The 24,631-nt window shown below is 70.5% G+C and carries 24 protein-coding genes and 1 tRNA gene; 22 read left to right on the forward strand and 3 right to left on the reverse strand.

Annotated features, from left to right (window positions below):
• Nucleotides 1-49: 49 nt before the first annotated feature.
• From IR170_RS08550 to IR170_RS08560, 3 genes are read left to right on the forward strand one after another with little or no spacing between them, the layout of a single operon-like run.
• Entirely contained in the window at nucleotides 50-448 is a 399-nt protein-coding gene (locus tag IR170_RS08550) for an FAS1-like dehydratase domain-containing protein (protein WP_056864793.1), read from the forward strand.
• Nucleotides 445-864, forward strand: coding sequence for a MaoC/PaaZ C-terminal domain-containing protein (locus IR170_RS08555; protein WP_251532605.1), 420 nt, complete (start codon nucleotides 445-447; stop codon nucleotides 862-864). Before IR170_RS08550 ends, IR170_RS08555 begins: the two co-directional genes overlap by 4 nt.
• The gene (locus IR170_RS08560) at nucleotides 861-1,892 is read left to right on the forward strand and encodes a UDP-N-acetylmuramate dehydrogenase (protein WP_193662007.1); all 1,032 of its coding nucleotides are present in this window, start codon (nucleotides 861-863) and stop codon (nucleotides 1,890-1,892) included. Before IR170_RS08555 ends, IR170_RS08560 begins: the two co-directional genes overlap by 4 nt.
• Before the next feature lie 15 nt (nucleotides 1,893-1,907).
• Here the strand turns inward: IR170_RS08560 and IR170_RS08565 are convergent, their stop codons facing one another.
• Together IR170_RS08565 and IR170_RS08570 are read right to left on the reverse strand one after the other, a co-directional pair.
• Nucleotides 1,908-2,438 (reverse strand): DUF4190 domain-containing protein, encoded by a 531-nt coding sequence (locus tag IR170_RS08565; RefSeq protein WP_193662008.1) that lies wholly within the window; start codon nucleotides 2,436-2,438, stop codon nucleotides 1,908-1,910.
• A 111-nt stretch (nucleotides 2,439-2,549) separates the two neighbouring features.
• A complete protein-coding gene (locus IR170_RS08570) occupies nucleotides 2,550-3,578 on the reverse strand; it encodes an adenosine deaminase (protein WP_193662009.1) in 1,029 nt (342 codons plus the stop codon).
• Between the two features lie 116 nt (nucleotides 3,579-3,694).
• On the opposite strand from IR170_RS08570, the gene IR170_RS08575 reads away from it, so the two are divergent.
• The 5 genes from IR170_RS08575 to rplA all read left to right on the forward strand — a co-directional run bounded on the left by IR170_RS08575 (nucleotide 3,695) and on the right by rplA (nucleotide 6,330).
• A tRNA-Trp gene (locus tag IR170_RS08575) sits at nucleotides 3,695-3,767 on the forward strand.
• Nucleotides 3,768-3,821: 54 nt separating this feature from the next.
• On the forward strand, nucleotides 3,822-4,070 hold the full coding sequence (gene secE, locus IR170_RS08580) for a preprotein translocase subunit SecE (protein ID WP_056865227.1): 249 nt from the start codon (nucleotides 3,822-3,824) through the stop codon (nucleotides 4,068-4,070).
• A gap of 187 nt (nucleotides 4,071-4,257) precedes the next feature.
• A complete protein-coding gene (gene nusG / locus IR170_RS08585; RefSeq protein WP_193662137.1) occupies nucleotides 4,258-5,013 on the forward strand; it encodes a transcription termination/antitermination protein NusG in 756 nt (251 codons plus the stop codon).
• 86 nt (nucleotides 5,014-5,099) lie between these two features.
• Nucleotides 5,100-5,528: a 50S ribosomal protein L11 gene (gene rplK, locus IR170_RS08590; RefSeq protein ID WP_056864789.1), complete on the forward strand. Its 429-nt coding sequence runs from the start codon at nucleotides 5,100-5,102 to the stop codon at nucleotides 5,526-5,528.
• 82 nt (nucleotides 5,529-5,610) lie between these two features.
• Nucleotides 5,611-6,330 carry a 50S ribosomal protein L1 gene (gene rplA, locus IR170_RS08595; protein ID WP_056864788.1) on the forward strand — a complete coding sequence of 240 codons (720 nt, stop codon included), beginning with the start codon at nucleotides 5,611-5,613 and terminating at the stop codon, nucleotides 6,328-6,330.
• Nucleotides 6,331-6,436: 106 nt separating this feature from the next.
• On the opposite strand, the gene IR170_RS08600 is transcribed toward rplA, so the two are convergent.
• On the reverse strand, nucleotides 6,437-7,717 hold the full coding sequence (locus IR170_RS08600) for an aminotransferase class I/II-fold pyridoxal phosphate-dependent enzyme (protein WP_193662010.1): 1,281 nt from the start codon (nucleotides 7,715-7,717) through the stop codon (nucleotides 6,437-6,439).
• A 310-nt stretch (nucleotides 7,718-8,027) separates the two neighbouring features.
• Here IR170_RS08600 and rplJ point away from each other — a divergent pair, with 310 nt between their 5' ends.
• The 14 genes from rplJ (at nucleotide 8,028) to rpoB (ending at nucleotide 24,613) form a co-directional block, all read left to right on the forward strand.
• Complete coding sequence (rplJ, locus tag IR170_RS08605) at nucleotides 8,028-8,687, forward strand: 50S ribosomal protein L10 (protein ID WP_056864786.1); 660 nt, start codon at nucleotides 8,028-8,030, stop codon at nucleotides 8,685-8,687.
• Nucleotides 8,688-8,776: 89 nt separating this feature from the next.
• On the forward strand, nucleotides 8,777-9,166 hold the full coding sequence (gene rplL, locus IR170_RS08610) for a 50S ribosomal protein L7/L12 (RefSeq protein ID WP_056864785.1): 390 nt from the start codon (nucleotides 8,777-8,779) through the stop codon (nucleotides 9,164-9,166).
• 360 nt (nucleotides 9,167-9,526) lie between these two features.
• On the forward strand, nucleotides 9,527-10,480 hold the full coding sequence (locus tag IR170_RS08615; protein ID WP_056865225.1) for an ABC transporter ATP-binding protein: 954 nt from the start codon (nucleotides 9,527-9,529) through the stop codon (nucleotides 10,478-10,480).
• A gap of 1 nt (nucleotide 10,481) precedes the next feature.
• The gene (locus IR170_RS08620; RefSeq protein ID WP_056864784.1) at nucleotides 10,482-11,267 is read left to right on the forward strand and encodes an MlaE family ABC transporter permease; all 786 of its coding nucleotides are present in this window, start codon (nucleotides 10,482-10,484) and stop codon (nucleotides 11,265-11,267) included.
• Nucleotides 11,268-11,270: 3 nt separating this feature from the next.
• On the forward strand, nucleotides 11,271-12,098 hold the full coding sequence (locus IR170_RS08625; RefSeq protein ID WP_056864783.1) for an MlaE family ABC transporter permease: 828 nt from the start codon (nucleotides 11,271-11,273) through the stop codon (nucleotides 12,096-12,098).
• Nucleotides 12,098-13,384, forward strand: a complete 1,287-nt coding sequence (locus IR170_RS08630) for an MCE family protein (RefSeq protein ID WP_193662011.1) — start codon at nucleotides 12,098-12,100, stop codon at nucleotides 13,382-13,384. Before IR170_RS08625 ends, IR170_RS08630 begins: the two co-directional genes overlap by 1 nt.
• Complete coding sequence (locus tag IR170_RS08635) at nucleotides 13,381-14,415, forward strand: MCE family protein (RefSeq protein ID WP_056905348.1); 1,035 nt, start codon at nucleotides 13,381-13,383, stop codon at nucleotides 14,413-14,415. The genes IR170_RS08630 and IR170_RS08635 overlap by 4 nt, the downstream gene beginning before the upstream one ends.
• Before the next feature lie 64 nt (nucleotides 14,416-14,479).
• Nucleotides 14,480-15,463, forward strand: coding sequence for an MCE family protein (locus IR170_RS08640; protein ID WP_193662012.1), 984 nt, complete (start codon nucleotides 14,480-14,482; stop codon nucleotides 15,461-15,463).
• Nucleotides 15,460-16,611, forward strand: a complete 1,152-nt coding sequence (locus IR170_RS08645) for an MCE family protein (RefSeq protein WP_193662013.1) — start codon at nucleotides 15,460-15,462, stop codon at nucleotides 16,609-16,611. The genes IR170_RS08640 and IR170_RS08645 overlap by 4 nt, the downstream gene beginning before the upstream one ends.
• Nucleotides 16,611-18,089 (forward strand): MCE family protein, encoded by a 1,479-nt coding sequence (locus IR170_RS08650; RefSeq protein WP_193662014.1) that lies wholly within the window; start codon nucleotides 16,611-16,613, stop codon nucleotides 18,087-18,089. The genes IR170_RS08645 and IR170_RS08650 overlap by 1 nt, the downstream gene beginning before the upstream one ends.
• The gene (locus tag IR170_RS08655) at nucleotides 18,086-19,366 is read left to right on the forward strand and encodes an MCE family protein (protein ID WP_193662015.1); all 1,281 of its coding nucleotides are present in this window, start codon (nucleotides 18,086-18,088) and stop codon (nucleotides 19,364-19,366) included. The genes IR170_RS08650 and IR170_RS08655 overlap by 4 nt, the downstream gene beginning before the upstream one ends.
• Before the next feature lie 89 nt (nucleotides 19,367-19,455).
• Nucleotides 19,456-20,094: a hypothetical protein gene (locus tag IR170_RS08660; RefSeq protein WP_193662016.1), complete on the forward strand. Its 639-nt coding sequence runs from the start codon at nucleotides 19,456-19,458 to the stop codon at nucleotides 20,092-20,094.
• A complete protein-coding gene (locus IR170_RS08665; protein WP_193662017.1) occupies nucleotides 20,091-20,894 on the forward strand; it encodes a J domain-containing protein in 804 nt (267 codons plus the stop codon). Before IR170_RS08660 ends, IR170_RS08665 begins: the two co-directional genes overlap by 4 nt.
• A 242-nt stretch (nucleotides 20,895-21,136) precedes the next feature.
• Nucleotides 21,137-24,613 (forward strand): DNA-directed RNA polymerase subunit beta, encoded by a 3,477-nt coding sequence (gene rpoB, locus IR170_RS08670; protein ID WP_056864774.1) that lies wholly within the window; start codon nucleotides 21,137-21,139, stop codon nucleotides 24,611-24,613.
• The last annotated feature ends 18 nt before the right edge of the window (nucleotides 24,614-24,631 follow it).

The following is a 24,631-nucleotide window of genomic DNA, read 5'->3' on the forward strand; positions in this document are numbered from 1 at the left end:
GGGTCACGCCGCGTCGTCCCGGCCGCCGGCTGCGACTAGGTTGGGGCGCATGCCAGTCGACTCCTCGCTCGTCGGTCGTGCCTACCCGCCCACCCGGCCCTACCCGGTCTCGGAGGAGCGCCTCCGGGCCTTCGCGGAGGCCTCGGGCGGCTCCTGGGAGGGTGGCCCGGCCCCCGCGACGTTCCCGATCGTGCTCGCCTTCGACGCCATGAACGACTTCCTCGAGGCCGAGCAGGTCGAGCTGCGCCGCATCGTCCACGGCGAGCAGCGCTTCACCTACGCCCGCCCGGTGGTCGCCGGCGACGTGCTCACCGCGACGCTGACCGTGGCCACGCTGCGCCAGATCGGCGGCAACGACATCATCGGCACCAGCAGCGACATCTCCGACGCCGACGGTGCGCTCGTCTGCACCGCCACCGCCACCCTCGTCCACCGGGGCGAGGCGTGAGCGCGGCGCCGGGGGCGGGTGCCCTGGAGAAGGGCGCCGTGCTGGAGCCGCGCACCTTCTCCGTCACCCGTGCAGACCTGGTGCGCTACGCCGGCGCCAGCGGCGACTTCAACCCGATCCACTGGTCCGAGCGCGTGGCGACGTCGGTGGGTCTGCCGGGGGTCATCGCGCACGGCATGTTCACGATGGCCCTCGCCGCGCGGGCGGTGGCCGACTGGACCGACGGTGCCGAGGTCGTCGAGCTGGGCTGCAAGTTCACCCAGCCGGTCGTCGTGCCCGACGACGAGGACGGGGTCGAGGTCGTGGTGGGCGCGAGCGTCAAGGACGTCGCCGACGGTCTGGTCACCCTCGCCCTCGAGGTCACCTGCGGGGGCACGAAGGTGCTCGGCATGCCCCGTGCCGTCGTGCGCGCATGAGCGAGCGGCTGGCCGACCACACCACCCTGCGCGTCGGGGGCCCGGCGCAGCGCTTCGTCACCGCGACCACCGAGGAGGAGCTCCTGGCCGCCGTGCGCGAGGCCGACGCGGACGCCACCCCGGTGCTCGTGCTCGGCGGCGGGAGCAACCTGGTCGTCGCAGACGAGGGCTTCGCGGGCACGGTCGTCGCCGTCGCCACCCGCGGCGTGCGACCCGACGTCGACCCCGAGGAGGCCGCCTCCTGCGGCGGGGTCATGGTCGAGGTCGCCGCGGGGGAGGGCTGGGACGCCCTCGTCGCCCGTGCCGTCGAGGCCGGGTGGGCGGGCATCGAGGCCCTCGCCGGCATCCCCGGCGCGGTCGGCGCCACCCCGATCCAGAACGTCGGCGCCTACGGCCAGGAGGTCGCCTCCACCATCGCCTCGGTGCGCGTCTGGGACCGGGTGGACTCCCGGGTCCTCACGCTGGCCAACGCCGAGTGCGGCTTCGGCTACCGCCACTCCCGCTTCAAGGCCGAGCCCGGGCGCTTCGTCGTGCTCAGCGTGACTTTCCAGCTGCGCGTCGGCACCCTCGGCGAGCCGGTCCGCTACGCCGAGCTGGCGCGCGCCCTCGGCGTCGAGGTCGGCCAGCGCGCCCCGCTCGCCGACGTGCGTGCGGCCGTGCTCGGACTGCGCCGCGGCAAGGCGATGGTGCTCGACGCCGCCGACCACGACACGTGGAGCGCCGGCTCGTTCTTCACCAACCCCGTCGTGGCCCCCGGCGACCTCCCCGAGGGCGCCCCGGCCTGGCCGCAGCCCGACGGCCGCGTGAAGACGTCGGCGGCCTGGCTGATCGAGCACGCCGGCTTCGGCAAGGGCCACGGCTCGGGCCCCGCGACGCTGTCGACGCGTCACACCCTCGCCGTCACCAACCGCGGTGCGGCGCGGGCGGCCGACGTCCTGGAGCTGGCCCGCGAGGTCCGCGACGGCGTCGAGGCGCGCTTCGGCGTACGCCTGGTCAACGAGCCGGTGCTGGTGGGCTGCTCGCTGTGACCCCGCGCCGGGTCCTCAGACCGAGGAGCCGGCGACCGCGAGCGTGACCAGCAGCACTGCCGCGAGCACGCCCAGGCCGAGCAGCACGGTGCCGACGATGCCGAGGACCATGCCGGTGTTGGCCTCGCTGCGACCGCTCCAGCGACCAGGCTCGGCCTCGATCTCCCGCTTGGCCTTCGCCCCGACGTACCACGCGAAGGGCGACACCAGCACGGGCAGGCCGCACACGAACATGCCGCCGATCGCCACGATGCCGAGCACGAGGGCGGTGTTGGCCTGGGGGTGGGTGGTCGTCGGGGCTGCGTACCCGTAGGGCTGGCCGTAGGGCTGCTGTCCGTACGGCTGGCCGTAGGGCTGGCCGTAGGGCTGGCCGTAGGGCTGGGTCGCGGGCGGCTGGCCGTAGGGGCCCTGCTGGGAGGAGGCCTGCCCGTAGGGGGCCTGCGGCTCGGGCGGCTGGCCCTGCCCGGACGCCGGAGCGTCGCCTGACCGTCCCGCGCCGCCGTAAGGCTGGTGCGTGGGGGGCATCGTCTCGTCGGGGTCGCTCACGGGGCGATCCTCCCACCCGGGGCGCGTTCGCGGGGGCCACCGCGGCGATCGGGCCCAGGTGGCCGGGCGCAGGTGGCCGGGCGCAGCCGACCGGGTGCCGGGGGCGGGGGCCTACGGCGCGGGGGCCCGCAGCCAGTCGTCGACCTCGGCGAGCGCGCGCTCGCGCAGGTCGTCGGGAGCCCGGGAGGCCCGCAGCGACATCCGGGCCAGGTCGGCCAGCCGGGTGTCGTCGAGGTCGTGGGCGGCGCGCATCGTGGCGTACTGCCCGGCCAGGCGCGAGCCGAAGAGGAGCGGGTCGTCGGCGCCGAGCGCGACCTGGGCGCCCGCGGCCAGCAGGGTGGGCAGCGGCACCGAGGTGAGGTCGCTGTAGACGCCCAGGGCGACGTTCGAGACCGGGCAGACCTCCAGCGCCACACCGGCCGCGACCAGCTGGTCGAGCAGGCGCGGGTCCTCGGCCGCGCGCACGCCGTGGCCCAGGCGGTCGGCCCCCAGGGCGTCGAGGCAGCGGCGCACCGAGGCCGGCCCCAGCAGCTCCCCGCCGTGGGGGGCGAGCAGGAGGCCGGCGCGGCGGGCGATGGCGAAGGCCGGGCCGAAGTCCTCGGTCACCCCGCGGCGCTCGTCGTTGGAGAGCCCGAAGCCGACCACGCCCCGCCCGGCGTACTGCGCGGCGAGCCGGGCCAGGGTGCGGGCGTCGAGCGGGTGGCGGGTGCGGTTGGCGGCGACGACCACGCCGATGCCCAGGCCCGTGGCGCGCGAGGCCTCCGCCACGGCGTCGAGCACCAGGTCGGTGAAGGCGGTGATGCCGCCGAAGCGGGCGCCGTAGCCGCTCGGGTCGACCTGGATCTCCAGCCACCGGCCGCCGTCGCGGACGTCGTCCTCGGCGGCCTCGTGCACGAGCCGGCGCACGTCGGCCTCGGTGCGCAGCACCGAGCGCGCGACGTCGTAGAGCCGCTGGAAGCGGAACCACCCCTTCTCGTCGGCGGCGCTCAGCCGGGGCGGCCAGTCCTCCACCAGGGAGTCGGGCAGCGCGATGCCGTCGCGCTCGGCCAGCTCCAGGAGCGTGGCGTGGCGCATCGACCCCGTGAAGTGCAGGTGGAGGTGGGCCTTGGGCAGGGCCTGGAGGTCGCGCACGCCGGCCATCGTAGGGCTGGTCGCCCAGGGCGCCCGGACCGGTTTTTGGCGCCTGCCGGGTGCAGTGCGTAGAGTTCTCGACTGGCGGTCTGTCCACATGCTTCGGCATGCCCGCGGTCCGCCGGAGGGCACTAGCTCAACTGGCAGAGCATCGGTCTCCAAAACCGAAGGTTGGGGGTTCAAGTCCCTCGTGCCCTGCAGGACAACCGGTCGGACCCGACCGGTCGGACTCAACGAGGAGAGGTGACGGTCGTGTCGGACAGCAAGGCGGTCCGCGACCCGGGCGACAGCAGCACCGCGAAGCGCACGAGCCTGCCGACGTTCTACCGCCAGGTCGTCGCCGAGCTCCGCAAGGTCGTCTACCCGACCCAGGAGCAGCTGGTCACCTACTTCTTCGTGGTGATGGTGTTCGTCCTCGTGATGATGGCGCTCGTGTCGGCCCTCGACCTCGGCCTGGGCCGCCTGGCGTTCGCCGTCTTCACCGGCAACGCCGCGCAGTAGCGACGCGCACCCACCGCCGGCCCCCCGGGGCGGGCACCCGGCACCGGCCGACGCCGTGCCGACGACGAGACACAGACCTGATGGAGCACTTGTGACGGAGCAGCACGACTCGATCGAGACCGAGGAGACCGACGCGGCCCTCGAGACGTCGGGCAACCCCGACGAGGCGCCCGGCGCCGTCGACGAGCTGGGTCTGCCCCTCCAGGCGACCGAGCCCGTGGACGTCGTCGAGGACACCAGCGACTCCGAGGGTCTCCCCGGTGACGACGCCGAGGCCGCCGAGGCCGAGGCCGCCGACGGTGACGAGCCCGACGGGGACGACCCGCTCGAGCGCTTCCGCCGCGAGCTGTGGGCCAAGCCCGGCGACTGGTTCGTCGTGCACACCTACTCCGGCATGGAGAACCGGGTGAAGTCCAACCTCGAGAACCGCATCATCTCGCTCAACATGGAGGACTACATCCACGAGATCGTGGTCCCCACCGAGGAGGTCGCGGAGATCAAGAACGGCCAGCGCAAGATGGTGCGACGCACCGTCCTGCCGGGCTACGTCCTCGTGCGCATGGACCTCACCGACGAGTCGTGGTCGGCCGTGCGCCACACGCCGTCGGTCACCGGCTTCGTCGGCAACAGCCACCAGCCCGTGCCGCTGACCATGAGCGAGGTCGAGGACATGCTCGCCCCCGCCGTCGTGGCCCGCGCCGAGGCCGAGGCCGTCGCGACCGGCACCTCGACCCCCGGCAGCGCCACCACCGCGAAGAAGCCCGTCGAGGTCGCCGACTTCGACGTGTCCGACTCCGTCATGGTGGTCGACGGTCCGTTCGCCACGCTGCACGCCACGATCACCGAGATCAACGGTGAGTCGCAGAGGGTCAAGGCCCTCGTCGAGATCTTCGGCCGGGAGACCCCGGTCGAGCTGAGCTTCAGCCAGATCCAGAAGGTCTGAGGCCCGGCCGCCCCCGAGGCGGCCAGCACCACGCACATGTGGCAGGGGGACCGCCCCCGTCATGACCACGGAAGAGAGAAGTAGAGATGCCTCCGAAGAAGAAGATCGCCGCACTGGTCAAGGTGCAGCTCCAGGCCGGCGCCGCGACGCCGGCCCCGCCGGTCGGTACCGCCCTCGGTCCGCACGGTGTCAACATCATGGACTTCTGCAAGGCCTACAACGCCCAGACCGAAGCCATGCGCGGCAACGTGATCCCGGTCGAGATCACCATCTACGAGGACCGGTCCTTCACCTTCATCACGAAGACCCCTCCGGCCGCCGAGCTGATCAAGAAGGCCGCCGGCCTCAAGAAGGGCTCGGGCGTCCCGCACAAGGAGAAGGTCGGCAAGCTGACCAAGGACCAGGTGCGCGAGATCGCCACGACCAAGCTCCCCGACCTGAACGCGAACGACATCGACGCCGCGATCAAGATCGTCGAGGGCACCGCCCGCTCCATGGGCATCACCACCGACTGACGCACCACCTCCACGCACCACGTGGCAGGGCCGCGCTGGCCCACCTGACCACACCTGGCATTCGACGAAAAGAGACCCAGACATGCAGCGCAGCAAGACCTACCGCGCGGCGGCCGAGTCGTTCGACAAGGACGAGATCCACGCCCCGCTGGCCGCGATCAAGATCGCCAAGACCACCAGCAAGAAGAAGTTCGACGAGACCGTCGACGTCGTGATGCGCCTCGGCGTCGACCCCCGCAAGGCCGACCAGATGGTCCGCGGCACGGTCAACCTGCCCCACGGCACCGGCAAGACCGCCCGCGTCCTCGTCTTCGCGAACGGCGACAAGGCCGAGGCCGCCCGTGAGGCCGGCGCCGACGTCGTCGGCGGCGACGACCTCATCGAGAAGGTCTCCGGCGGTTGGCTCGACTTCGACGCCGTCGTGGCGACCCCCGACATGATGGGCAAGGTCGGCCGCCTCGGCCGCGTGCTCGGCCCCCGCGGCCTCATGCCGAACCCGAAGACCGGCACCGTCACCCCCGACGTGGCCAAGGCCGTCACCGACATCAAGGGCGGCAAGATCGAGTTCCGCGTGGACCGTCACGCCAACCTGCACTTCATCATCGGCAAGGCCTCGTTCTCCGAGACCCAGCTGGCCGAGAACTACGCCTCGGCGCTCGAGGAGGTGCTGCGGCTCAAGCCCGCCAGCTCCAAGGGCCGCTACATCAAGAAGGTCACCGTCTCGACGACCATGGGCCCCGGCGTCCAGGTCGACCCGAACCGCGTGAAGAACGTCGCCTCCGACGACGAGGCCACGGCCTGAGCGCTGCGGTCCCGCGCGCCGCTGGCGCGCGACCGGCCTGACGACGAAGGCCCGGTGCCCCCCGCGAGGGGGCACCGGGCCTTCGTCGTACGCCGGGGGCGCCGGCTCAGCCGCTGAGCGACTCGGCGGCCGCGAGCGCCACGCAGGTGGCGACGCCGGCCATGGCGGTCTCCACCTCGCCCAGCGAGGGGAAGGTGGGGGCCAGGCGGATGTTGCGGTCGCGGGGGTCCCGGCCGTGGGGGAAGGACGCCCCTGCCGGGGTCAGGGCGATGCCGGCCGCCTTCGCCAGCTCCACCACCCGCGACGCGGTGCCGTCGAGCACGTCGAGGTTGACGAAGTAGCCACCGGTGGGCCGGGTCCACTCCGCGACGTCGAGGCCCTCGAGCTCGGCGGTGAGGGCCGCGTCGACGGCGGCGAACTTCGGCGCGATGATCTCGCGGTGCTTGCGCATGTGGGCGCGCACCCCGTCGGCGTCGCCGAAGAACTCGACGTGGCGCAGGTGGTTGACCTTGTCGGGGCCGATGGAGGCCATGCCGAGGTGGCGCAGGAACCACGCCTTGTTGGCCTCCGAGAGCGCGACGACCGCGACGCCGGCGCCGGCGTAGGTGATCTTCGAGGTCGAGGCGAACATGATCGGGCGGTCGGGGTGGCCGGAGGCGGCGGCGAGGCTGAAGGCGTCGGCGCTCTTGACCTCGGCGTCGGTGAGGTGGTGCACGGCGTAGGCGTTGTCCCAGAAGACGCGGAAGTCGGGCGCGGCGGTCGGCATCGCCATGAGTCGCGCCGCGACCTCCTGCGAGCACACCGAGCCCGAGGGGTTGGCGTAGGTGGGCACGATCCACAGCCCCTTGACGCTCGGGTCGTCGGCCACCAGGGCGGCGACGGCGTCGACGTCGGGGCCGTCCTCGTGCATCGGCACCGTCACCATCTCGATGCCGAAGTCGGCCAGCATGGAGAAGTGACGGTCGTAGCCGGGCACCGGGCAGACGAACTTCACGACCTCCTCGTCCCTCCAGGGGCGGTCGACGTCCGGCGCCCCCCACAGCAGCAGGTCGGTGACGACCTGGTGCATCAGGGTCAGGCTCGAGTTGCCCTGGCACAGCACCTGGGCGGTCTCGACGCCGAGGAGGTCGGCGAAGATCTCACGCAGCTCCAGGAGGCCCTCGAGACCGCCGTAGTTGCGCACGTCGGTGCCGGCCCGGTCCGTGGTGGTGGTCGGCAGCGAGAGCAGCCGGTCGGAGAGGTCGAGCTGCTCGCTCGACGGCTTGCCGCGGGTCAGGTCCAGCTTCAGGCCGCGGGCCTGGAGGGCGGCGTAGTCGTCGGCGCGTGCCGAGCGGTAGGCCGCGAGGTCGTCGGCGGACAGGGTGCTGAGCGGGGCTCGCTGGGTCATGCCCCGATCCTGCCAGCGTCGCGGTCCGCGGGCACGCGCGGTCCGCGGCGGGAGGGGTGCGGTAGCGGCGCAGCGACGGGCCGCCCGCGATTTGGGTGCGCCCCGCCGCGCGGCGTACTGTCCTGCCTTGTAACCAGAGACCGCCGGTTGTCGTGTCGCACCAGCAGCACGATCGAAGGCTCCGCGAGAGCGGACGACCCGCGCAGGATGCAGAGCAGCTGATCGTCACGATCCCCGCCCTGAGCCTGCGCTCGGGGCGTTCGTCTTTTCCGGGGATCGGGCGGTGGTCTCCCAGATCGGAAGGAGACCCATGTCGCGAGCTGACAGGCAGGCGGCTGTCGCGGAGATCGTGGAGTCGTTCAACGACGCCGCGGGCGCCGTGCTGACCGACTACCGCGGTCTCACCGTGAAGCAGCTGCAGGAACTGCGGCGCTCCCTCGGCGAGAACGCCAACTACGCCGTGGTCAAGAACACGCTGGCCAAGATCGCCGCCAACGAGGTGGGCATCTCCGGCTTCGACGACCTGCTCGCCGGCCCGACCGCGATCGCCTTCATCCAGGGCGACGTCGTCGAGGCGGCCAAGGGTCTGCGTGACTTCGCCAAGGCCAACCCCGCCCTGATCATCAAGGGCGGTGTCCTCGACGGACAGCCCCTCGACGCCGCCGAGATCGCCAAGCTGGCCGATCTCGAGTCGCGCGAGGTGCTCCTGGGCAAGATGGCCGGCGCCATGCTGGCCAGCCTCAGCCAGGCCGTCTACCTGCTCAACGCCCCCCTCGCCCAGGCCGCCCGTGTCGCGGGTGCGCTCCAGGCGAAGGCCGAGCAGGACCCCTCGATCCTCGCAGGTGGTGCCGGCACGCCGGCCGCCGCCGAGGAGGCCCCGGCCGAGGCTCCGGCCGACGCCGATGCCCCCGCCGACGAGGCGCCCGCTGCCGCGGACGCCTCTGACGAGGGCGACGCCACCGAGGCCTGATCCGTCCAGGATCCGGCTCCGGCTACCCACCACCTGAAACCCGGCCCGGCGCGCGAGCGCCGAGCCACCGAATGGAAGGAACCGCCACCATGGCGAAGCTCACCACCGACGAGCTCCTCGACGCGTTCAAGGAGATGACCCTCATCGAGCTCTCCGAGTTCGTGAAGCAGTTCGAGGACACCTTCGGCGTCACCGCTGCGGCCCCGGTCGCCGTGGCCGCCGCCCCCGCTGCCGGCGGCGCCGCCGGCGGTGCGGCCGAGGAGGCCCAGGACGAGTTCGACGTCATCCTCGAGGCTGCCGGCGACAAGAAGATCAACGTCATCAAGGAGGTGCGCGCCCTCACCTCGCTCGGCCTGAAGGAGGCCAAGGAGCTGGTCGAGGCCGCGCCGAAGGCCGTCGTCGAGAAGGTCGACAAGGCCACCGCCGACAAGGCCAAGGAGGCCCTCGAGGGCGCCGGGGCCACCGTCTCCCTGAAGTGACCTCGGCGTGACCCCTGCGGTCACGCCACCGCCGGCCCCGGCCGGCACCGCTGCACCCGATGGGGGCGGCTCCGCGCACGACGTGCGCGGGGTCGCCCCCATCGTCGTTCCGCGACGTCCCCGCCGTCGCGCCCGGCGCCCTCGCACGAGGCGGGTCCGGTCCGGTGTGCCGACCGGTCGGGTGCACGGTCGTGCACCGGGTCTCGGGTCGGTCTCGGTTCCTGGGTTCGCCGTGACGGAGGTGACAATATTGCGTAACCTCACCGCGGTAACCCCGTTGTTACTCATCAGTGTGCTGCGCGGATTGGGACGCGCGTCACGCGGAGGCAGCGGTCGGACGGTCGAGGGGAGATGCACGTCATGGGCGTGGAGATCAAGGTCAACGAGCTCACGAAGTCGTTCGGCAAGCAGCTCATCTGGGGCGACGTCACGCTCACCATCCCGGCCGGGGAGATCTGCGTCATGCTGGGCCCCTCCGGCACCGGCAAGTCGGTCTTCCTCAAGACCCTGATCGGGCTGCTGAAGCCTGACCGGGGCTCGATCATCATCGAGGGCACCGACATCGCCTCCTGCTCCGAGCGCGAGCTCTACGAGATCCGCAAGCTCTTCGGCGTGCTGTTCCAGGACGGCGCGATGTTCGGCTCGATGAACCTCTACGACAACATCGCCTTCCCGCTGCGCGAGCACACCAAGAAGTCGGAGTCGGAGATCCGCGCGATCGTCATGGAGAAGATGGACCTCGTCGGCCTCATCGGCACCGAGGACAAGCTGCCCGGTGAGATCTCCGGCGGCATGCGCAAGCGCGCGGGCATCGCGCGCGGCCTGGTCCTCGACCCCGAGATCGTGCTCTTCGACGAGCCCGACTCCGGCCTCGACCCGGTGCGCACCGCGTTCCTCAACCAGCTCATCGTCGACCTCAACGCCCAGATCGACGCGACCTTCCTCATCGTCACCCACGACATCAACACCGCCCGCACGGTGCCCGACAACATCGGCCTGCTCTACCACAAGCACCTGGCGATGTTCGGGCCCCGCGAGATGCTGCTGAGCTCCGACGAGCCGGTCGTGCGCCAGTTCCTCAACGCCCAGCGGGTCGGCCCGATCGGCATGTCGGAGGAGAAGGACGCCGACGAGCTCGCCGCCGAGGCCGACCAGGAGCTCCCGCCGATCCCGCCGATCCCCATGCAGCTCGAGCCCTCCAACGGCATCGCCCGGCGCTCGCAGCGCGAGCCGGGCGCCTGGTGCCGGGAGAACGGCATCACCCCGCCTCCCGGCTCCTTCGAGGACAACATGTCCATGGTCACCGGGGTCTGAGGTGGCATCTGGCACCGCCACCCGGGTCCTCGCCCCGATCGGCACCGCGGGCAAGCTCTTCGCCTTCGGTCTCGACGTCGGGCGCGGGCTCTTCCGGCGTCCCTTCCAGCTGCGCGAGTTCCTGCAGCAGGCGTGGTTCATCGCCTCGGTCACCATCATCCCGACGGCGCTCGTGGCCATCCCCTTCGGCGCGGTCATCGCGCTGCAGGTGGGCGGCCTGATCAAGCAGTTCGGTGCGCAGTCGTTCACCGGCTCCGCGGCCGTCCTGGCGGTGGTGCGGGAGGCCGGGCCCATCGCCACCTCGCTGCTCATCGCCGGGGCCGGCGGGTCGGCCATCGCGGCCGACCTGGGCGCCCGCAAGATCCGCGAGGAGCTCGACGCGATGATGGTGCTGGGCATCGACCCCATCCAGCGCCTGGTCGTCCCCCGGGTGCTGGCGTGCATGCTCGTCGCGGTCTTCCTCAACGGCCTGGTCAGCGTGGTCGGGGTGGCCGGCGGCTACGTCTTCAACGTCGTCCTCCAAGACGGCACACCAGGGGCCTACCTAGCGAGCTTCACCGCGCTCGCCCAGCTGCCCGACCTGTGGCAGGGCATGATCAAGGCGCTGGTCTTCGGGCTGATCGCCGCCATCGTGGCCTGCTACAAGGGCATGAACGCCGGTGGCGGCCCCAAGGGCGTCGGCGACGCCGTCAACGAGTCGGTCGTCATCACCTTCATGCTCCTGTTCCTCGTCAACTTCGTGATGAGCGCGATCTACCTCCAGCTCGTCCCCCCGAAGACGGGATAGCCCATGGCCTCCGTGAAATCGGTCTACGAGCGCCCGCTCAAGACCCTCGACAACCTCGGCTCCGAGCTCGCCTTCTTCATCAAGGCACTGGCCTGGACCCCGCGCACGATCCGGCGCTACAAGAAGGAGATCCTCCGCATCCTCGCGGAGGTGACCCTCGGCTCCGGCTCGCTGGCCGTCATCGGCGGCACCGTCGGCGTCATCACCGCCATGTGCTTCTTCACCGGCACCGAGGTCGGCCTCCAGGGCTACGCCGCGCTCAACCAGATCGGCACCGCCGCGCTGTCGGGCTTCGTCTCGGCCTACTTCAACACCCGCGAGATCGCGCCCGTGGTGGCGGCGATCGCGCTGGCCGCCACCGTCGGCTGCGGCTTCACCGCGCAGCTGGGGGCCATGCGGATCTCCGAGGAGGTCGACGCGCTCGAGGTCATGGCGATCCCGTCGCTGCCGTTCCTGGTGACCACCCGCATCGTCGCCGGGCTCATCGCCATCGTGCCGCTCTACGTCGTGGGCCTGTTCATGTCGTACTTCGCGACGCGGCTGACGATCACGCAGTTCTTCGACCAGAGCACCGGCACCTACGACCACTACTTCTTCCTCTTCCTGCCACCCGGCGACGTGCTGTGGTCCTTCGGCAAGGTGCTGATCTTCGCCGTCGTGGTGATCCTGGTGCACTGCTACCACGGTTACAACGCCTCCGGCGGACCCGCCGGCGTGGGCGTGGCCGTGGGCCGCGCGGTGCGCACGAGCATCGTGGCCATCAACGTCATCGACCTCTTCCTGTCCATGGCGATCTGGGGCACGACCACGACGGTGAGGTTGGCGGGCTGATGGCGATCCTCAAGTACGTCAAGATCCTCGGCGTGGTCTTCCTGGCCCTCGCCGTGGGGGCGGTGTGGCTGACCTACGCCGTCTTCACCAAGAAGTTCACCGACTACCAGGAGGTCTCGCTGGAGACCTCCAGCATCGGCCTGCAGCTGCCCAACCGCGCAGACGTGAAGATCCGTGGCGTCATCGTGGGCGAGGTGCTCGACGCCGAGACCACCGCCTCGGGAGCCACGCTCACGCTGGGGATCTTCCCCGATGAGATCGACACCATCCCCGCCGACGTGACCGGCTCGATCGTGCCCAAGACCCTCTTCGGCGAGAAGTACGTCTCCCTGGTGGTGCCCCAGGACCCCGCCCGCGACCACATCGAGGCCGGCGCGACCATCGACCGCACCGTGGTCTCCACCGAGGTCGAGCAGGTGCTCTCCGACCTCTACCCGCTGCTGCGCACCGTGCAGCCGGCCGAGCTCAACATGACGCTCAACGCGCTCGCCACCGCGCTCGAGGGTCGAGGCGAGGACCTCGGCGAGACAATCGAGACCCTCGACGCCTACCTCAAGCGCTTCAACCCCCAGGTCCCGGCCCTCGTCGAGGACCTGCGCCTGACGGCCGAGGTCTCCGACATCTACGCCGACGTGCTCCCGGAGGTCGGTCAGATCCTGCGCAACACGATCACGACCACCTCGACCCTGGAGGACCGCGAGGAGCGGTTGCAGGCGGTCTTCACCGACGTCACCGCCTTCTCCGACACCACCCGCGGCTTCCTGGAGACCAACGGCGACAACCTCATCCGTCTCGCCGACCTCTCCGTGCCCCAGGTCGGGTTGCTGGCGAAGTACGCCCCGGAGTTCCCCTGCCTGCTGGGCGGGGTCGTCAACGCCGGCTCGCGGCAGGCCGAGGCCTTCCGCGACTACACCCTCCACATCGTGCTCGAGACGATCCCCAACCAGCCCCGCAAGTACACCGCCGCCGACGCGCCCCGCTTCGGCGAGTCGCGGGGTCCGAGCTGCCTCAACCTGCCGAACCCGCCCTGGGACCAGGACAACCCCCTGCGCTCGGTGCCGAACTTCGACGACGGTGTCGACGAGCCGACCGGCAAGGGCACCTCGCGCGTCGCGCCGAGCTACTGGCTGCGCTCCGGCGACGGCTACGCCGGCAGCGCGGCCGAGACCGACCTGATCAACTCGCTGCTGGCGCCCGGCATGGGCGTGGCGGCCGACGACGTGCCCGACCTCGGCGGCCTGCTCGTCGGTCCGCTGGCGCGCGGCGCGGAGGTGGAGCTGCGATGAAGCTGCTGGACAAGAAGACCACGGGCGACCTCGTCCGACTGCTGATCTTCATCGTGGTGACGACCCTGGCCACGGGCCTGCTGGTCATCACGATCGGCAACATCTCCTTCAAGCCCAGCACCGACTACCGCGCGGTCTTCGTCGACGCCACCGGCGTGGTCAAGGGCGACGACATCCGCGTCGCCGGCGTCAAGGTCGGCTCGGTCAAGGACGTGCAGATCGTCGACCGCACCCGCGCGGTCGTCAGCTTCTCGGTCGAGGAGGACGTGCGCCTGACCGGGGCCACCCAGGCCAGCATCCGCTACCGCAACCTCGTCGGGCAGCGCTACATCTCGCTGACCGAGGGCGTCGGCGACACCCAGCCGCTCGAGGACGGCGACACCATCGAGGTCGCCAACACCTCGCCCGCCCTCGACCTGACCGTGCTCTTCAACGGCTTCAAGCCGCTCTTTCAGGCGCTGTCGCCCTCCGACATCAACAAGCTCTCCTACGAGGTCGTGCAGGTCTTCCAGGGCGAGGGCGGCACGCTCGAGAGCCTGCTGGCCTCGACCGCCTCGGTGACCAAGACGCTGGCAGCGCGCGACGACGTCATCAGCGCCCTGATCGAGAACCTCGACGGCGTGCTCGACAACCTCGGAGACCGCGACCAGCAGCTGAGCCAGCTCATCATCAACTTCCGCCAGCTCGTCGGCGGGCTCAAGGACGACCGCGTGGCCATCCTCGACTCCCTCGACCAGATCTCCGAGCTGTCGGTGCAGACCGCGGGCCTGGTCTCGGGCATCCGCGAGCCGCTGACCGAGGACGTGAAGCAGCTGCGGCGCTTCGCCGGCAACATCAACGCCAACCGCGGCGAGCTCGACCGGGCGCTCCAGGTGCTGCCGATCAAGCTCAACAAGGTCGGCCGCACGGCGACCTACGGCTCGTACTTCAACTTCTACCTGTGCCAGTTCCAGGGCCGGGTGCGACTGCCGGGCGGCTCGAGCGTGCCGCTCACCTACAACACCGGGGGAGCGAGGTGCGACCTCGGATGAGTCCCGCCGCCCACGCACCGACACCGACACCGACCAGCGACACGACCACGAGGGGAGCCCGGCGATGAGCAAGCCCTTCCGGGAGCGCAACCCCGTGATGATCGGCGCGATCAGCATGGCCGTGATCGTGCTGATGGTGCTCGCCGCCTTCCGTGCGCAGGACCTGCCGCTCATCGGCGGAGGAGACACCTACTACGCCGCCTTCTCCGAGTCCGGCGGCCTCAAGGTCAACGACGAGGTGCGGATCGCCGGCGTCCGCGTGGGCAAGGTCGAGAGCATCGAGCTCGACGGCGACCAGGTGATGGTCGGGATGCGGGTCGACACCCCCTCGGAGTTCGGCCCCGACACCCGGGCCGCGATCAAGGTCAAGACCCTGCTGGGGGCGATGTTCGTGTCGCTGGAGCCGGCGGGCTCCGGCCAGCTCGAGGAGGGCTCCACCATCCCGGTCGCGCGCACCAGCTCGCCCTTCAACGTGGTCGACGCCTTCGAGGGCCTGGCCGAGACCTCCGAGGGCATCGACACCGACCAGCTCGCCCAGTCGCTCACCACCCTGGCCGACCTGACCCGCAACACCCCCGAGGAGTTCAAGGGGGCCCTCGACGGCGTCTCGGCCCTCTCGACCAACATCGCCGCCAAGAACGACCAGATCAACAGCCTGCTCAAGAACCTCCAGCGGGTCTCGTCGGTGCTCGACGACCGCGACGAGGACATCGTGGCGCTCATGCAGGACGGCGACGTCCTCTTCCGGGCCCTCATCGCACGCCGTGACGCCGTCCACCGGCTGCTGGTCTCGACCTCGACGCTCTCGCGCGAGCTGACCACGCTCGTGCGCGACACCCGCAGCGACCTCAAGCCGGCCCTCGACCAGGTCGAGGACGTGCTGGCCGTGCTGAACAAGAACGAGGACAACATCGACAACGCGATCCGCCTGGCGGCGCCGTTCTATCGGGTCTTCGCCAACACCCTCGGCAACGGCCCCTGGTTCGACACCTACATCCAGAACCTTCCGCCCGTGCCCGACCTCGCCAACGGAGGTGGTCTGGGATGAACGTCCTCCAGCGGCTCATCGCCCCCGTGATCCTGCTGCTCGTCGTGGTCACCGCCGTGGTGTTCCTGACCGGTCGCGAGGAGCTCAAGACCCTCACCGCCCACTTCCCGCGCACCGTGTCGATCTACGAGGGCAGCGACGTGCGCGTGCTCGGCGTGCCGGTCGGCACGGTCGACACCGTGACCCCGTCGGGCACCGACGTGGTCGTCACGATGTCCTACGACGCCGAGGTGAAGATCCCGGCCGACGCGAAGGCCCTCATCGTCGCCCCGGCGGTCGTGGGTGACCGCTACATCCAGCTGACCCCGACCTTCGCCGAGGGCGACAAGGAGATCGGCGACGAGGAGATCCTGGGCGAGGACCGCACCGGCGTGCCGCTCGAGCTCGACCAGATCTACTCCAGCATCGACGAGCTCACCGTGGCCCTGGGCCCCAACGGCGCCAACGCCGAGGGCGCCCTCACCGACCTGCTCCAGGTCACCGCCCGCAACTTCGGCGGCGAGGGCGAGCAGCTCAACCAGACCATCTCCGACTTCGGCAAGCTGTCGACGACCCTCGACGACAACAAGGAGGAGCTCTTCGCCTCGGTCAACGAGCTCGAGAGCTTCATCGGCACGCTGGCCCGCAACGACCAGACGGTGCGCGACTTCAACCAGTCCCTCGCGGGCGTCTCCGAGGTCCTTGCCGGCGAGCGCCAGGAGCTGGCCTCGTCGCTGGCCAACCTGTCGACCGCTCTCGGCGAGGTGTCGACCTTCGTCGAGACCAACCGCGAGGTGCTCGGTCGCGACATCGAGGGCCTCAACCGCGTGGCCAAGGTCCTGGTGCGCCAGCGGGCCGCGTTGGAGGAGACCCTCGAGGTGGCGCCCCTGGCGCTGAACAACCTCGCCCTCACCTACAACCCGCAGGCCGGCACCCTCGACGTCAGCGCCAACATCCAGAACGCCCTGGGTCAGATCCAGAACGATCCCGCGTTGCTGCTGTGCACGATCGTCGACCAGGCCGACTCGACGGGCAACCTGTGCGACCTCCTCGACGGCGTGCTCCCGCGCCCGGGGGCGCTCGAGGCCCTGCGCGGCGGTGGAGAGGGGGCCGCCCGCAGCGGTCCGCTGTTCGACTCCTCGCTCGGTGGACTGGTGGAGGTGCCCTGATGAGGCGACACGCGACACGACCCGCCGAGCGCCGCCGCCCGGTGCGCCGCGGCGCCCGGGCCCTGGTGGGCCTGGCGCTCGGCTCGATGCTGCTGAGCGGCTGCGACTTCGACGTCTACCAGATCCCGCTGCCCGGCGGCCCCGACGTGGGCGACAACCCGATGGAGATCGAGGTCGTCTTCTCCGACGTGCTCGACCTCGTCCCCCAGTCGACGGTCAAGGTCAACGACGTCACGGTGGGCCAGGTCAAGGACATCGAGCTGGAGGACTACGCGGCCACGGTGACGCTGGAGATCCAGGACGGCACCGAGCTGCCCGCCGACGCCGTGGCCACCATCCGCCAGACCAGCCTGCTCGGCGAGAAGTTCGTCTCCCTCGCCGCGCCCACCGACGGCGGCAGCGGCCGGCTGGAGGACGGCGACGAGATCCCGATCGAGCGGACCGGGCAGAACCCCGAGGTCGAGGAGGTGCTGGGTGCGCTGAGCCTGGTGCTCAACGGTGGCGGCGTCGCCCAGCTCAAGACCATCGCGGGAGAGCTCAACAACGCCCTGGAGGGCCGCGAGGACTCCGCCCGCTCCGTGCTGACCCAGGTCGACACGCTGGTGAGCAACCTCGACGACAACAAGGCCGACATCGTCGACGCGATCGAGTCGCTCAACCGGCTCGCGCTCGCGGTGAAGAAGGAGCAGCCGACGATCAACGCCGCGCTCGAGGAGCTGCCGAGCGCGATCACCTCGCTCGACCGCCAGCGCGACGACCTCGTGCGCATGCTCCAGTCGCTGAACCGGCTGGGCGACGTGGGCGTGCGGGTCATCCGCGCCTCCAAGGCCGACACCATCGAGGTGGTGCGCCAGCTCCAGCCCGTGCTGGGGCAGCTGGCCGCCTCGGGCGACAACTTCGTCAAGGCCTTCAACGTCTTCCTCACCTACCCCTTCGTCGACGAGGTCGTCGGCCGCGACCCGCAGGTCGCGCGCAACCTGCAGGTCGGCGACTACACCAACCTGTCGGTGCAGCTCGACCTCGACCTCTCCCTCGGCATCACCGGCATCCCCACCGAGCTGCCGACGCTGCTGCCCACCGAGCTCGACCCGACCGCGATCGTCGACAACGTGCTCAAGTGCCTCCAGAGCGGCGACCTCACGAGCAAGGCCTGTCGCGACGTGCTCAACACCCCGGCCGCGCTGCTGGAGCTGCGCGAGCTGTGCCGCAAGCCGAAGAACAAGGACAAGGCCGTGTGCACGCTGCTCAACCAGGTGCCCGGGCTGCCCGAGCTACCCGGGCTGCCCGACCTCCCCGGCCTCGGCGGCAGCACCGGCGGCGGCGGCCTGCTCGACGGCCTGCTGCGCCCGGGCGCGCTGCCCGGCGACGGCACCGCCTCGCAGGCCTTCGGCGAGCGCGGCCCGACCATGCAGGAGATGACCCAGATGTTCGATCCCGGCCTGGTCCAGCTGCTCGTGCCCGCGGCGGTGGTCCGGTGATCACCCGTCGCACGAAGATCCAGCTGCTGGTCTTCGTCATCATCACCATCGTCGGCGTGAGCTACGTCGGGGCCCGCTACGCGCGCCTCGACCGGCTGTTCTACGACAGCTCCTACACCGTCGTGGCGCACTTCCCGGAGTCCGGCGGCATCTTCGCCGGCGGCGAGGTGACCTACCGCGGCGTCGGCATCGGCAAGGTCGAGAAGCTCGAGCTCACCGACAGCGGCGTCGACGTCTACCTCGACATCGAGAACCGCTACGACTCGATCCCGGCCGACACCCTCGCCCTGGTCGGCAACCGCTCCGCCGTGGGCGAGCAGTACGTCGAGCTCCAGCCGCGGACCGACTCCAAGCCCTACCTCTCCGACGACTCCCAGATCGACGTCGCCGACACCGAGACGCCCATCCGCACCGAGAAGCTGCTGGAGGACCTCTCCGACACCGTCTCCTCCGTCGACCGGCCGGCCCTCAAGACGACGATCACCGAGCTGGGTGCGGCGTTCTCCGGGACCGGCGAGGACCTCCAGCGGATCCTCGACACCGGCAACTCCTTCATCCAGGCCGCCGACGACAACTTCGAGGTCACCACCGACCTCATCCGCGACGCCAACACGGTGCTCGGCACCCAGATCGACTCCGAGAGCTCGATCCGCACCTTCGCCGACCAGCTCGGCCTCTTCAGCGACACCCTCGCCGACGCCGACCCCGACCTGCGCCGCCTCATCGACAACGCCAGCCCCGCGGCCACCCAGCTGCGGCGCCTGATCGAGGACAACCAGGTCGAGCTCGGCGACCTCATCAACAACCTCATCACCACCGGCGAGGTGGTCACGCGACACCTCGACGGCATCGAGCAGCTCCTGGTGATCTACCCCTACGTCGTCGAGGGCGGCGTCACGGTGGTCTCCAAGTCGCCCGACACGGGTCTCTACGACGCCCACTTCGGCCTGGTGCTGACCCCGGCGCAGCTCTGCGAGCGCGGCTACCAGGGCACCGACACCCGCCCGCCCGACGACCGGGGCAACCGTCCGCTCAACGTCGACGCGCGCTGCGACGAGCCCCCGACGGTCACCAACCCCCGCGGTGCGCAGAACGCGCCCCGTCCGGCCGCCGACTACTCGGCTCCCGCCGCGACCTACGACCCCGAGACCGGCGAGCTGGTCTGGGGCGCCGAACGTGCGCAGCGTCTGGAGAGCCGGGGTACGGTGGCGCCTCCGACCTTGGGAGAGGAGTCGTGGAAGTGGCTGTTCCTCCAGCCCCTGATGTCTCAGGACTGACGGACGACAGCCGCACCGACGACCCCGCACGCACCGAGCCGGCACCAGCGCCCTCCCGCGCGTCGGCCCGGTTCCGGCTCGCCTTGCTGGTGGTCCTCGTCGCGGTCGCGCTGGCCTCGGTCGCCTCCCTGGTGACCCTGGCCGCGACCCGCGCCGACGGTGGCCTGGGCGAGCGTCTGGGCAGCCTCGTCGGGTCCTCCGACGACGGCGAGCAGGCCCAGCGCGAGGAGGTCATGGACGCCGCGACCCAGTTCGTGCTCCGCCTCAACAGCTACGGCCCCGACGACCTCGACGACTCCGGCCAGATGCCGGGCTACCGCGCCTCGGTGTCGGAGGTCATCACGCCGAAGTTCCGCACCGAGTTCGAGCAGAGCGTCAACCTCGCCGAGCAGACCGTGGCCCAGGCCGACCTCGAGCGCACGTGCGACGTCTTCGCCTCGGGGGTCTCCTCGATGGACGAGGACTCCGCCGAGGTGCTCGTCGCCGGGGAGTTCACCAACACCTACACCCAGGCCGACGACGGCGAGCCCTTCCAGGACCGGCCGGCGCAGTTCCGCCTCGTCGTCACCGTGCTCCTGGTCGACGGCGAGTGGCTGGTCGACGACTTCGTCCCCGCGACCGGCGACGGCGTCGAGCTGCCCTCGGGCGCGGCTCCCGGCGCCTCCACCGCGCCGTCGCCGGGCCAGGGCGGCGGCACCGGACGACCGAGCGGAGGAGCCACCCCGTGACCCCGAGCTGGTACGACGTCCTGGGCGTCGACCCCGACGCGAGCACCGAGGAGGTGCGCGCCGCCTGGCGCGCGGCCATCGCCGACCTCGACCCCGCCGACCGGCGCTTCCGCTCGCTCAACCAGGCCGCGGAGGTGCTGCTCGACCCCGAGCGCCGCGCCGCCTACGACGCCACGCTCGAGCCCGACGCCGGGCTCGACGCCGACCCGGCCACCGGCACCGACCCCGGTCCCGACGGACGCACCGCCGCGCCGCTCGCCGCCGGTGGTCCCTCGGCGTCCCGCCCGCCGCGCAGCCCCCGGGTCGTCCCGGGCTGGTCGCTGGTGGTGGCGGGGGTGCTCGCGGTGGCGCTGGCGGCGCTGACCGTCCTGGCCCTCGTCAGCCCGGCCGCCTCCGGCGAGGCCGACGCGGAGGAGGCCCGCGAGGTGGCGGTCCGCGCGATCGTGCCGGTGCTGTCCTACGACTACCGCTCGATGGACGAGAGCGCGGCGGCGGCGAGCACCTACATGACCTCGGCGTTCAAGACGCGCGACTACGACCCGCTCTTCGCGGTGCTCCAGGAGAACGTCGCCGAGACCGAGACCGTGGTCGAGGCCGAGGTCGTCGACTCCGGCGTCGTGCGCACCGGCGAGGACCGCGTCGAGGTGCTGCTCTTCGTCGACCAGCCCACCACCAACGTGCGCTTCACCGAGCCGCAGACCTACCAGAACCGGGTGGTCGTCACGATGGTCAAGGACGGCGAGGACTGGCTCATCGACAAGCTCGTCACCACCGGCACCGGCCCGGCCGCGGGGGAGTAGCGCGCAGCCGTCGGCGACCGGACGGTCCACAGCCTCGCCGCGGCGGTGCTTGACCTCGCCGGTGCCGGCAGTCATCATCGTCGCGAACGCTCACCTGCGAGGTGCCTGCCGCAGTTGTCGCGCGCCCTCTGTTCGGGTACTGTTGCGCTTTGCGCCTGCCCTCAGATGCCCTCAGCCTTCCCGGTGGCTGACGTGTGGTCGGTCGGCGCCTCTCGCCCAGCGTTCTCTCGAAGGACTCCCTCTTGGCCGCGCGCAGCACCACTGCCTCCTCCGTCGCAAGCAAGTCCCGCATCTCGTTCGCGAAGATCACCGAACCGCTCGAGGTGCCGCAGCTCCTCTCCCTCCAGACCGACAGCTTCGACTGGCTCGTCGGCAACGAGAAGTGGGACGCCGTCGTCGAGCGTCGCCGCTCCGAGGGCGAGGACGTCTCCAGCAAGTCCGGTCTGCAGGAGATCTTCGAGGAGATCTCGCCGATCGAGGACTTCTCCGAGACCATGTCGCTCTCGTTTGAGAACCCGGTCTTCTACGACCCCAAGTACACCGTCGACGAGTGCAAGGAGAAGGACTTCACCTACTCCGCACCGCTCTACGTTTCCGCCGAGTTCACCAACAACGACACCGGTGAGATCAAGGGCCAGACGGTCTTCATGGGCGACTTCCCCCTGATGACCGACAAGGGCACGTTCATCATCAACGGCACCGAGCGTGTCGTCGTCAGCCAGCTCGTCCGCTCGCCGGGCGTGTACTTCGAGCGCTCGGCCGACAAGACGTCCGACAAGGACATCTACACCTCCAAGATGATCCCGAGCCGCGGCGCGTGGCTGGAGTTCGAGATCGACAAGCGCGACATGGTCGGCGTGCGCCTCGACCGCAAGCGCAAGCAGAACGTCACGGTGCTCCTCAAGGCGCTCGGCTACACCAACGAGCAGATCCGCGAGGAGTTCGGGCAGTACGAGTCGATGATGCTGACCCTGGAGAAGGACAACACCCAGGGCCAGGACGACGCGCTGCTCGACATCTACCGCAAGCTGCGCCCGGGCGAGCCGCCGACGCGCGAGGCCGCCCAGACGCTGCTGAACAACTACTACTTCAACCCCAAGCGCTACGACCTGGCCAAGGTCGGTCGCTACAAGATCAACAAGAAGCTGGGGCTGACGCAGGCGTTCGACCAGCAGACGCTGACCGTCGAGGACATCGTCGCCGCGATCAAGTACATCGTCGCGCTGCACGACGGCCAGGAGCAGCTGGAGACGCCCCAGGGCGAGCTCCCGATCTCCCCCGACGACATCGACCACTTCGGCAACCGCCGCATGCGCACCGTGGGCGAGCTGATCCAGAACCAGCTCCGCACCGGCCTGGCGCGGATGGAGCGGGTCGTGCGCGAGCGGATGACGACCCAGGACGTCGAGGCCATCACCCCGCAGTCGCTGATCAACATCCGCCCCGTCGTCGCGGCGCTGAAGGAGTTCTTCGGCACCTCGCAGCTGAGCCAGTTCATGGACCAGACCAACCCGATCGCGGGCCTGACGCACAAGCGTCGCCTCTCCGCGCTGGGTCCCGGTGGTCTGTCCCGTGACCGCGCCGGCATGGAGGTCCGTGACGTCCACCCGTCGCACTACGGCCGCATGTGCCCGATCGAGACCCCCGAGGGTCCCAACATCGGTCTGATCGGCTCGCTGGCCTCCTACGGCCGGATCAACCCGTTCGGCTTCGTGGAGACGCCCTACCGCAAGGTCGTCGACGGCACCGTCACCGACCAGATCGACTACCTCACCGCCGACGACGAGGACCGCTTCGTCATCGCCCAGGCCAACGCGGCCATGGACGACGCCGGGAAGTTCGTCGAGGAGCGCGTGCTGGTGCGCCAGCGCGACGGCGAGGTCTCGGAGATCCTGGCCGACGAGGTCGACTACATGGACGTCTCGCCGCGCCAGATGGTGTCGGTCGCGACCGCACTGATCCCGTTCCTCGAGCACGACGACGCCAACCGCGCGCTCATGGGCGCCAACATGCAGCGCCAGGCCGTGCCGCTCATCAAGAGCGACTCGCCCTTCGTCGGCACGGGCATCGAGTTCCGCGCCGCCGTCGACGCCGGTGACGTCGTCACCGCGACCGCCGCCGGTGTCGTCTCGTCGGTCTCGGCCGACCTGATCGAGACCATGAACGACGACGGCACCTACTCCAGCTACAAGCTGGCGAAGTTCCGCCGCTCCAACCAGGGCACCTGCATCAACCAGCGCCCGCTGGTCGCCGAGGGCGACCGCCTCGAGGTCGGCAGCCCCATCGCCGACGGCCCCTGCACCGACGACGCGGAGATGGCGCTGGGCACCAACCTGCTCGTCGCCTTCATGCCGTGGCAGGGCCACAACTACGAGGACGCGATCATCCTCAGCCAGCGCCTGGTGCAGGAGGACGTCCTCACCTCGATCCACATCGAGGAGCACGAGGTCGACGCCCGCGACACCAAGCTGGGCCCCGAGGAGATCACCCGCGACATCCCCAACGTCTCCGAGGAGATGCTGGCCGACCTCGACGAGCGCGGGATCATCCGCATCGGCGCCGAGGTGCAGACCGGCGACATCCTCGTCGGCAAGGTGACCCCGAAGGGCGAGACCGAGCTGACCCCCGAGGAGCGCCTGCTGCGCGCGATCTTCGGCGAGAAGGCGCGCGAGGTGCGCGACACCTCGATGAAGGTGCCCCACGGTGAGTCCGGCACGGTCATCGGCGTCCGGGTCTTCGACCGCGAGGACGGCGACGAGCTGCCCCCGGGCGTCAACCAGCTGGTCCGCGTCTACGTCGCCCAGAAGCGCAAGATCTCGGTGGGCGACAAGCTCGCCGGTCGTCACGGCAACAAGGGCGTCATCGCCAAGATCCTGCCGATCGAGGACATGCCGTTCATGGAGGACGGCACCCCCGTCGACGTCGTGCTCAACCCGCTGGGTGTGCCGCGACGCATGAACATCGGCCAGATCCTCGAGCTCCACCTCGGCTGGCTGGCCAAGCAGGGCTGGGACCTCGACCTGTCGGACGACAAGAGCGACGCCGACTGGAAGCAGCGCCTGATCAAGATCCACGCCGACAAGGCCGCCGCGAACTCCAAGGTCGCGACCCCGGTCTTCGACGGTGCGCGCGAGGACGAGATCACCGGCCTGCTCGGTGCGACCATCCCCAACCGCGACGGCGTGCGGATGATCGACGAGACCGGCAAGGCCGACCTGTTCGACGGCCGCTCCGGCGAGCCGTTCCCCGACCCGGTCTCGGTCGGCTACATGTACATCCTCAAGCTGCACCACCTCGTGGACGACAAGATCCACGCGCGCAGCACCGGCCCCTACTCGATGATCACGCAGCAGCCCCTGGGCGGTAAGGCCCAGTTCGGCGGCCAGCGGTTCGGCGAGATGGAGGTCTGGGCGATGGAGGCCTACGGCGCCGCCTACGCCCTGCAGGAGCTGCTCACGATCAAGTCCGACGACGTCCCCGGACGCGTCAAGGTCTACGAGGCGATCGTCAAGGGCGAGAACATCCCCGACTCGGGCATCCCCGAGTCGTTCAAGGTGCTCGTCAAGGAGATGCAGTCGCTCTGCCTGAACGTCGAGGTCCTGAGCCAGGACGGCTCGTCGATCGAGCTGCGCGACGCGGAGGAGGACGTCTTCCGCGCCGCCGAGGAGCTGGGCATCGACCTGTCGCGTCGCGAGCCCAGCAGCGTCGAAGAAGTCTGAGCGTGACGGCGGGGCGCC

This window comes from Nocardioides kribbensis (assembly GCF_015070375.1).
In the GTDB taxonomy this organism is placed as follows: Bacteria; Actinomycetota; Actinomycetes; order Propionibacteriales; family Nocardioidaceae; genus Nocardioides; species Nocardioides kribbensis.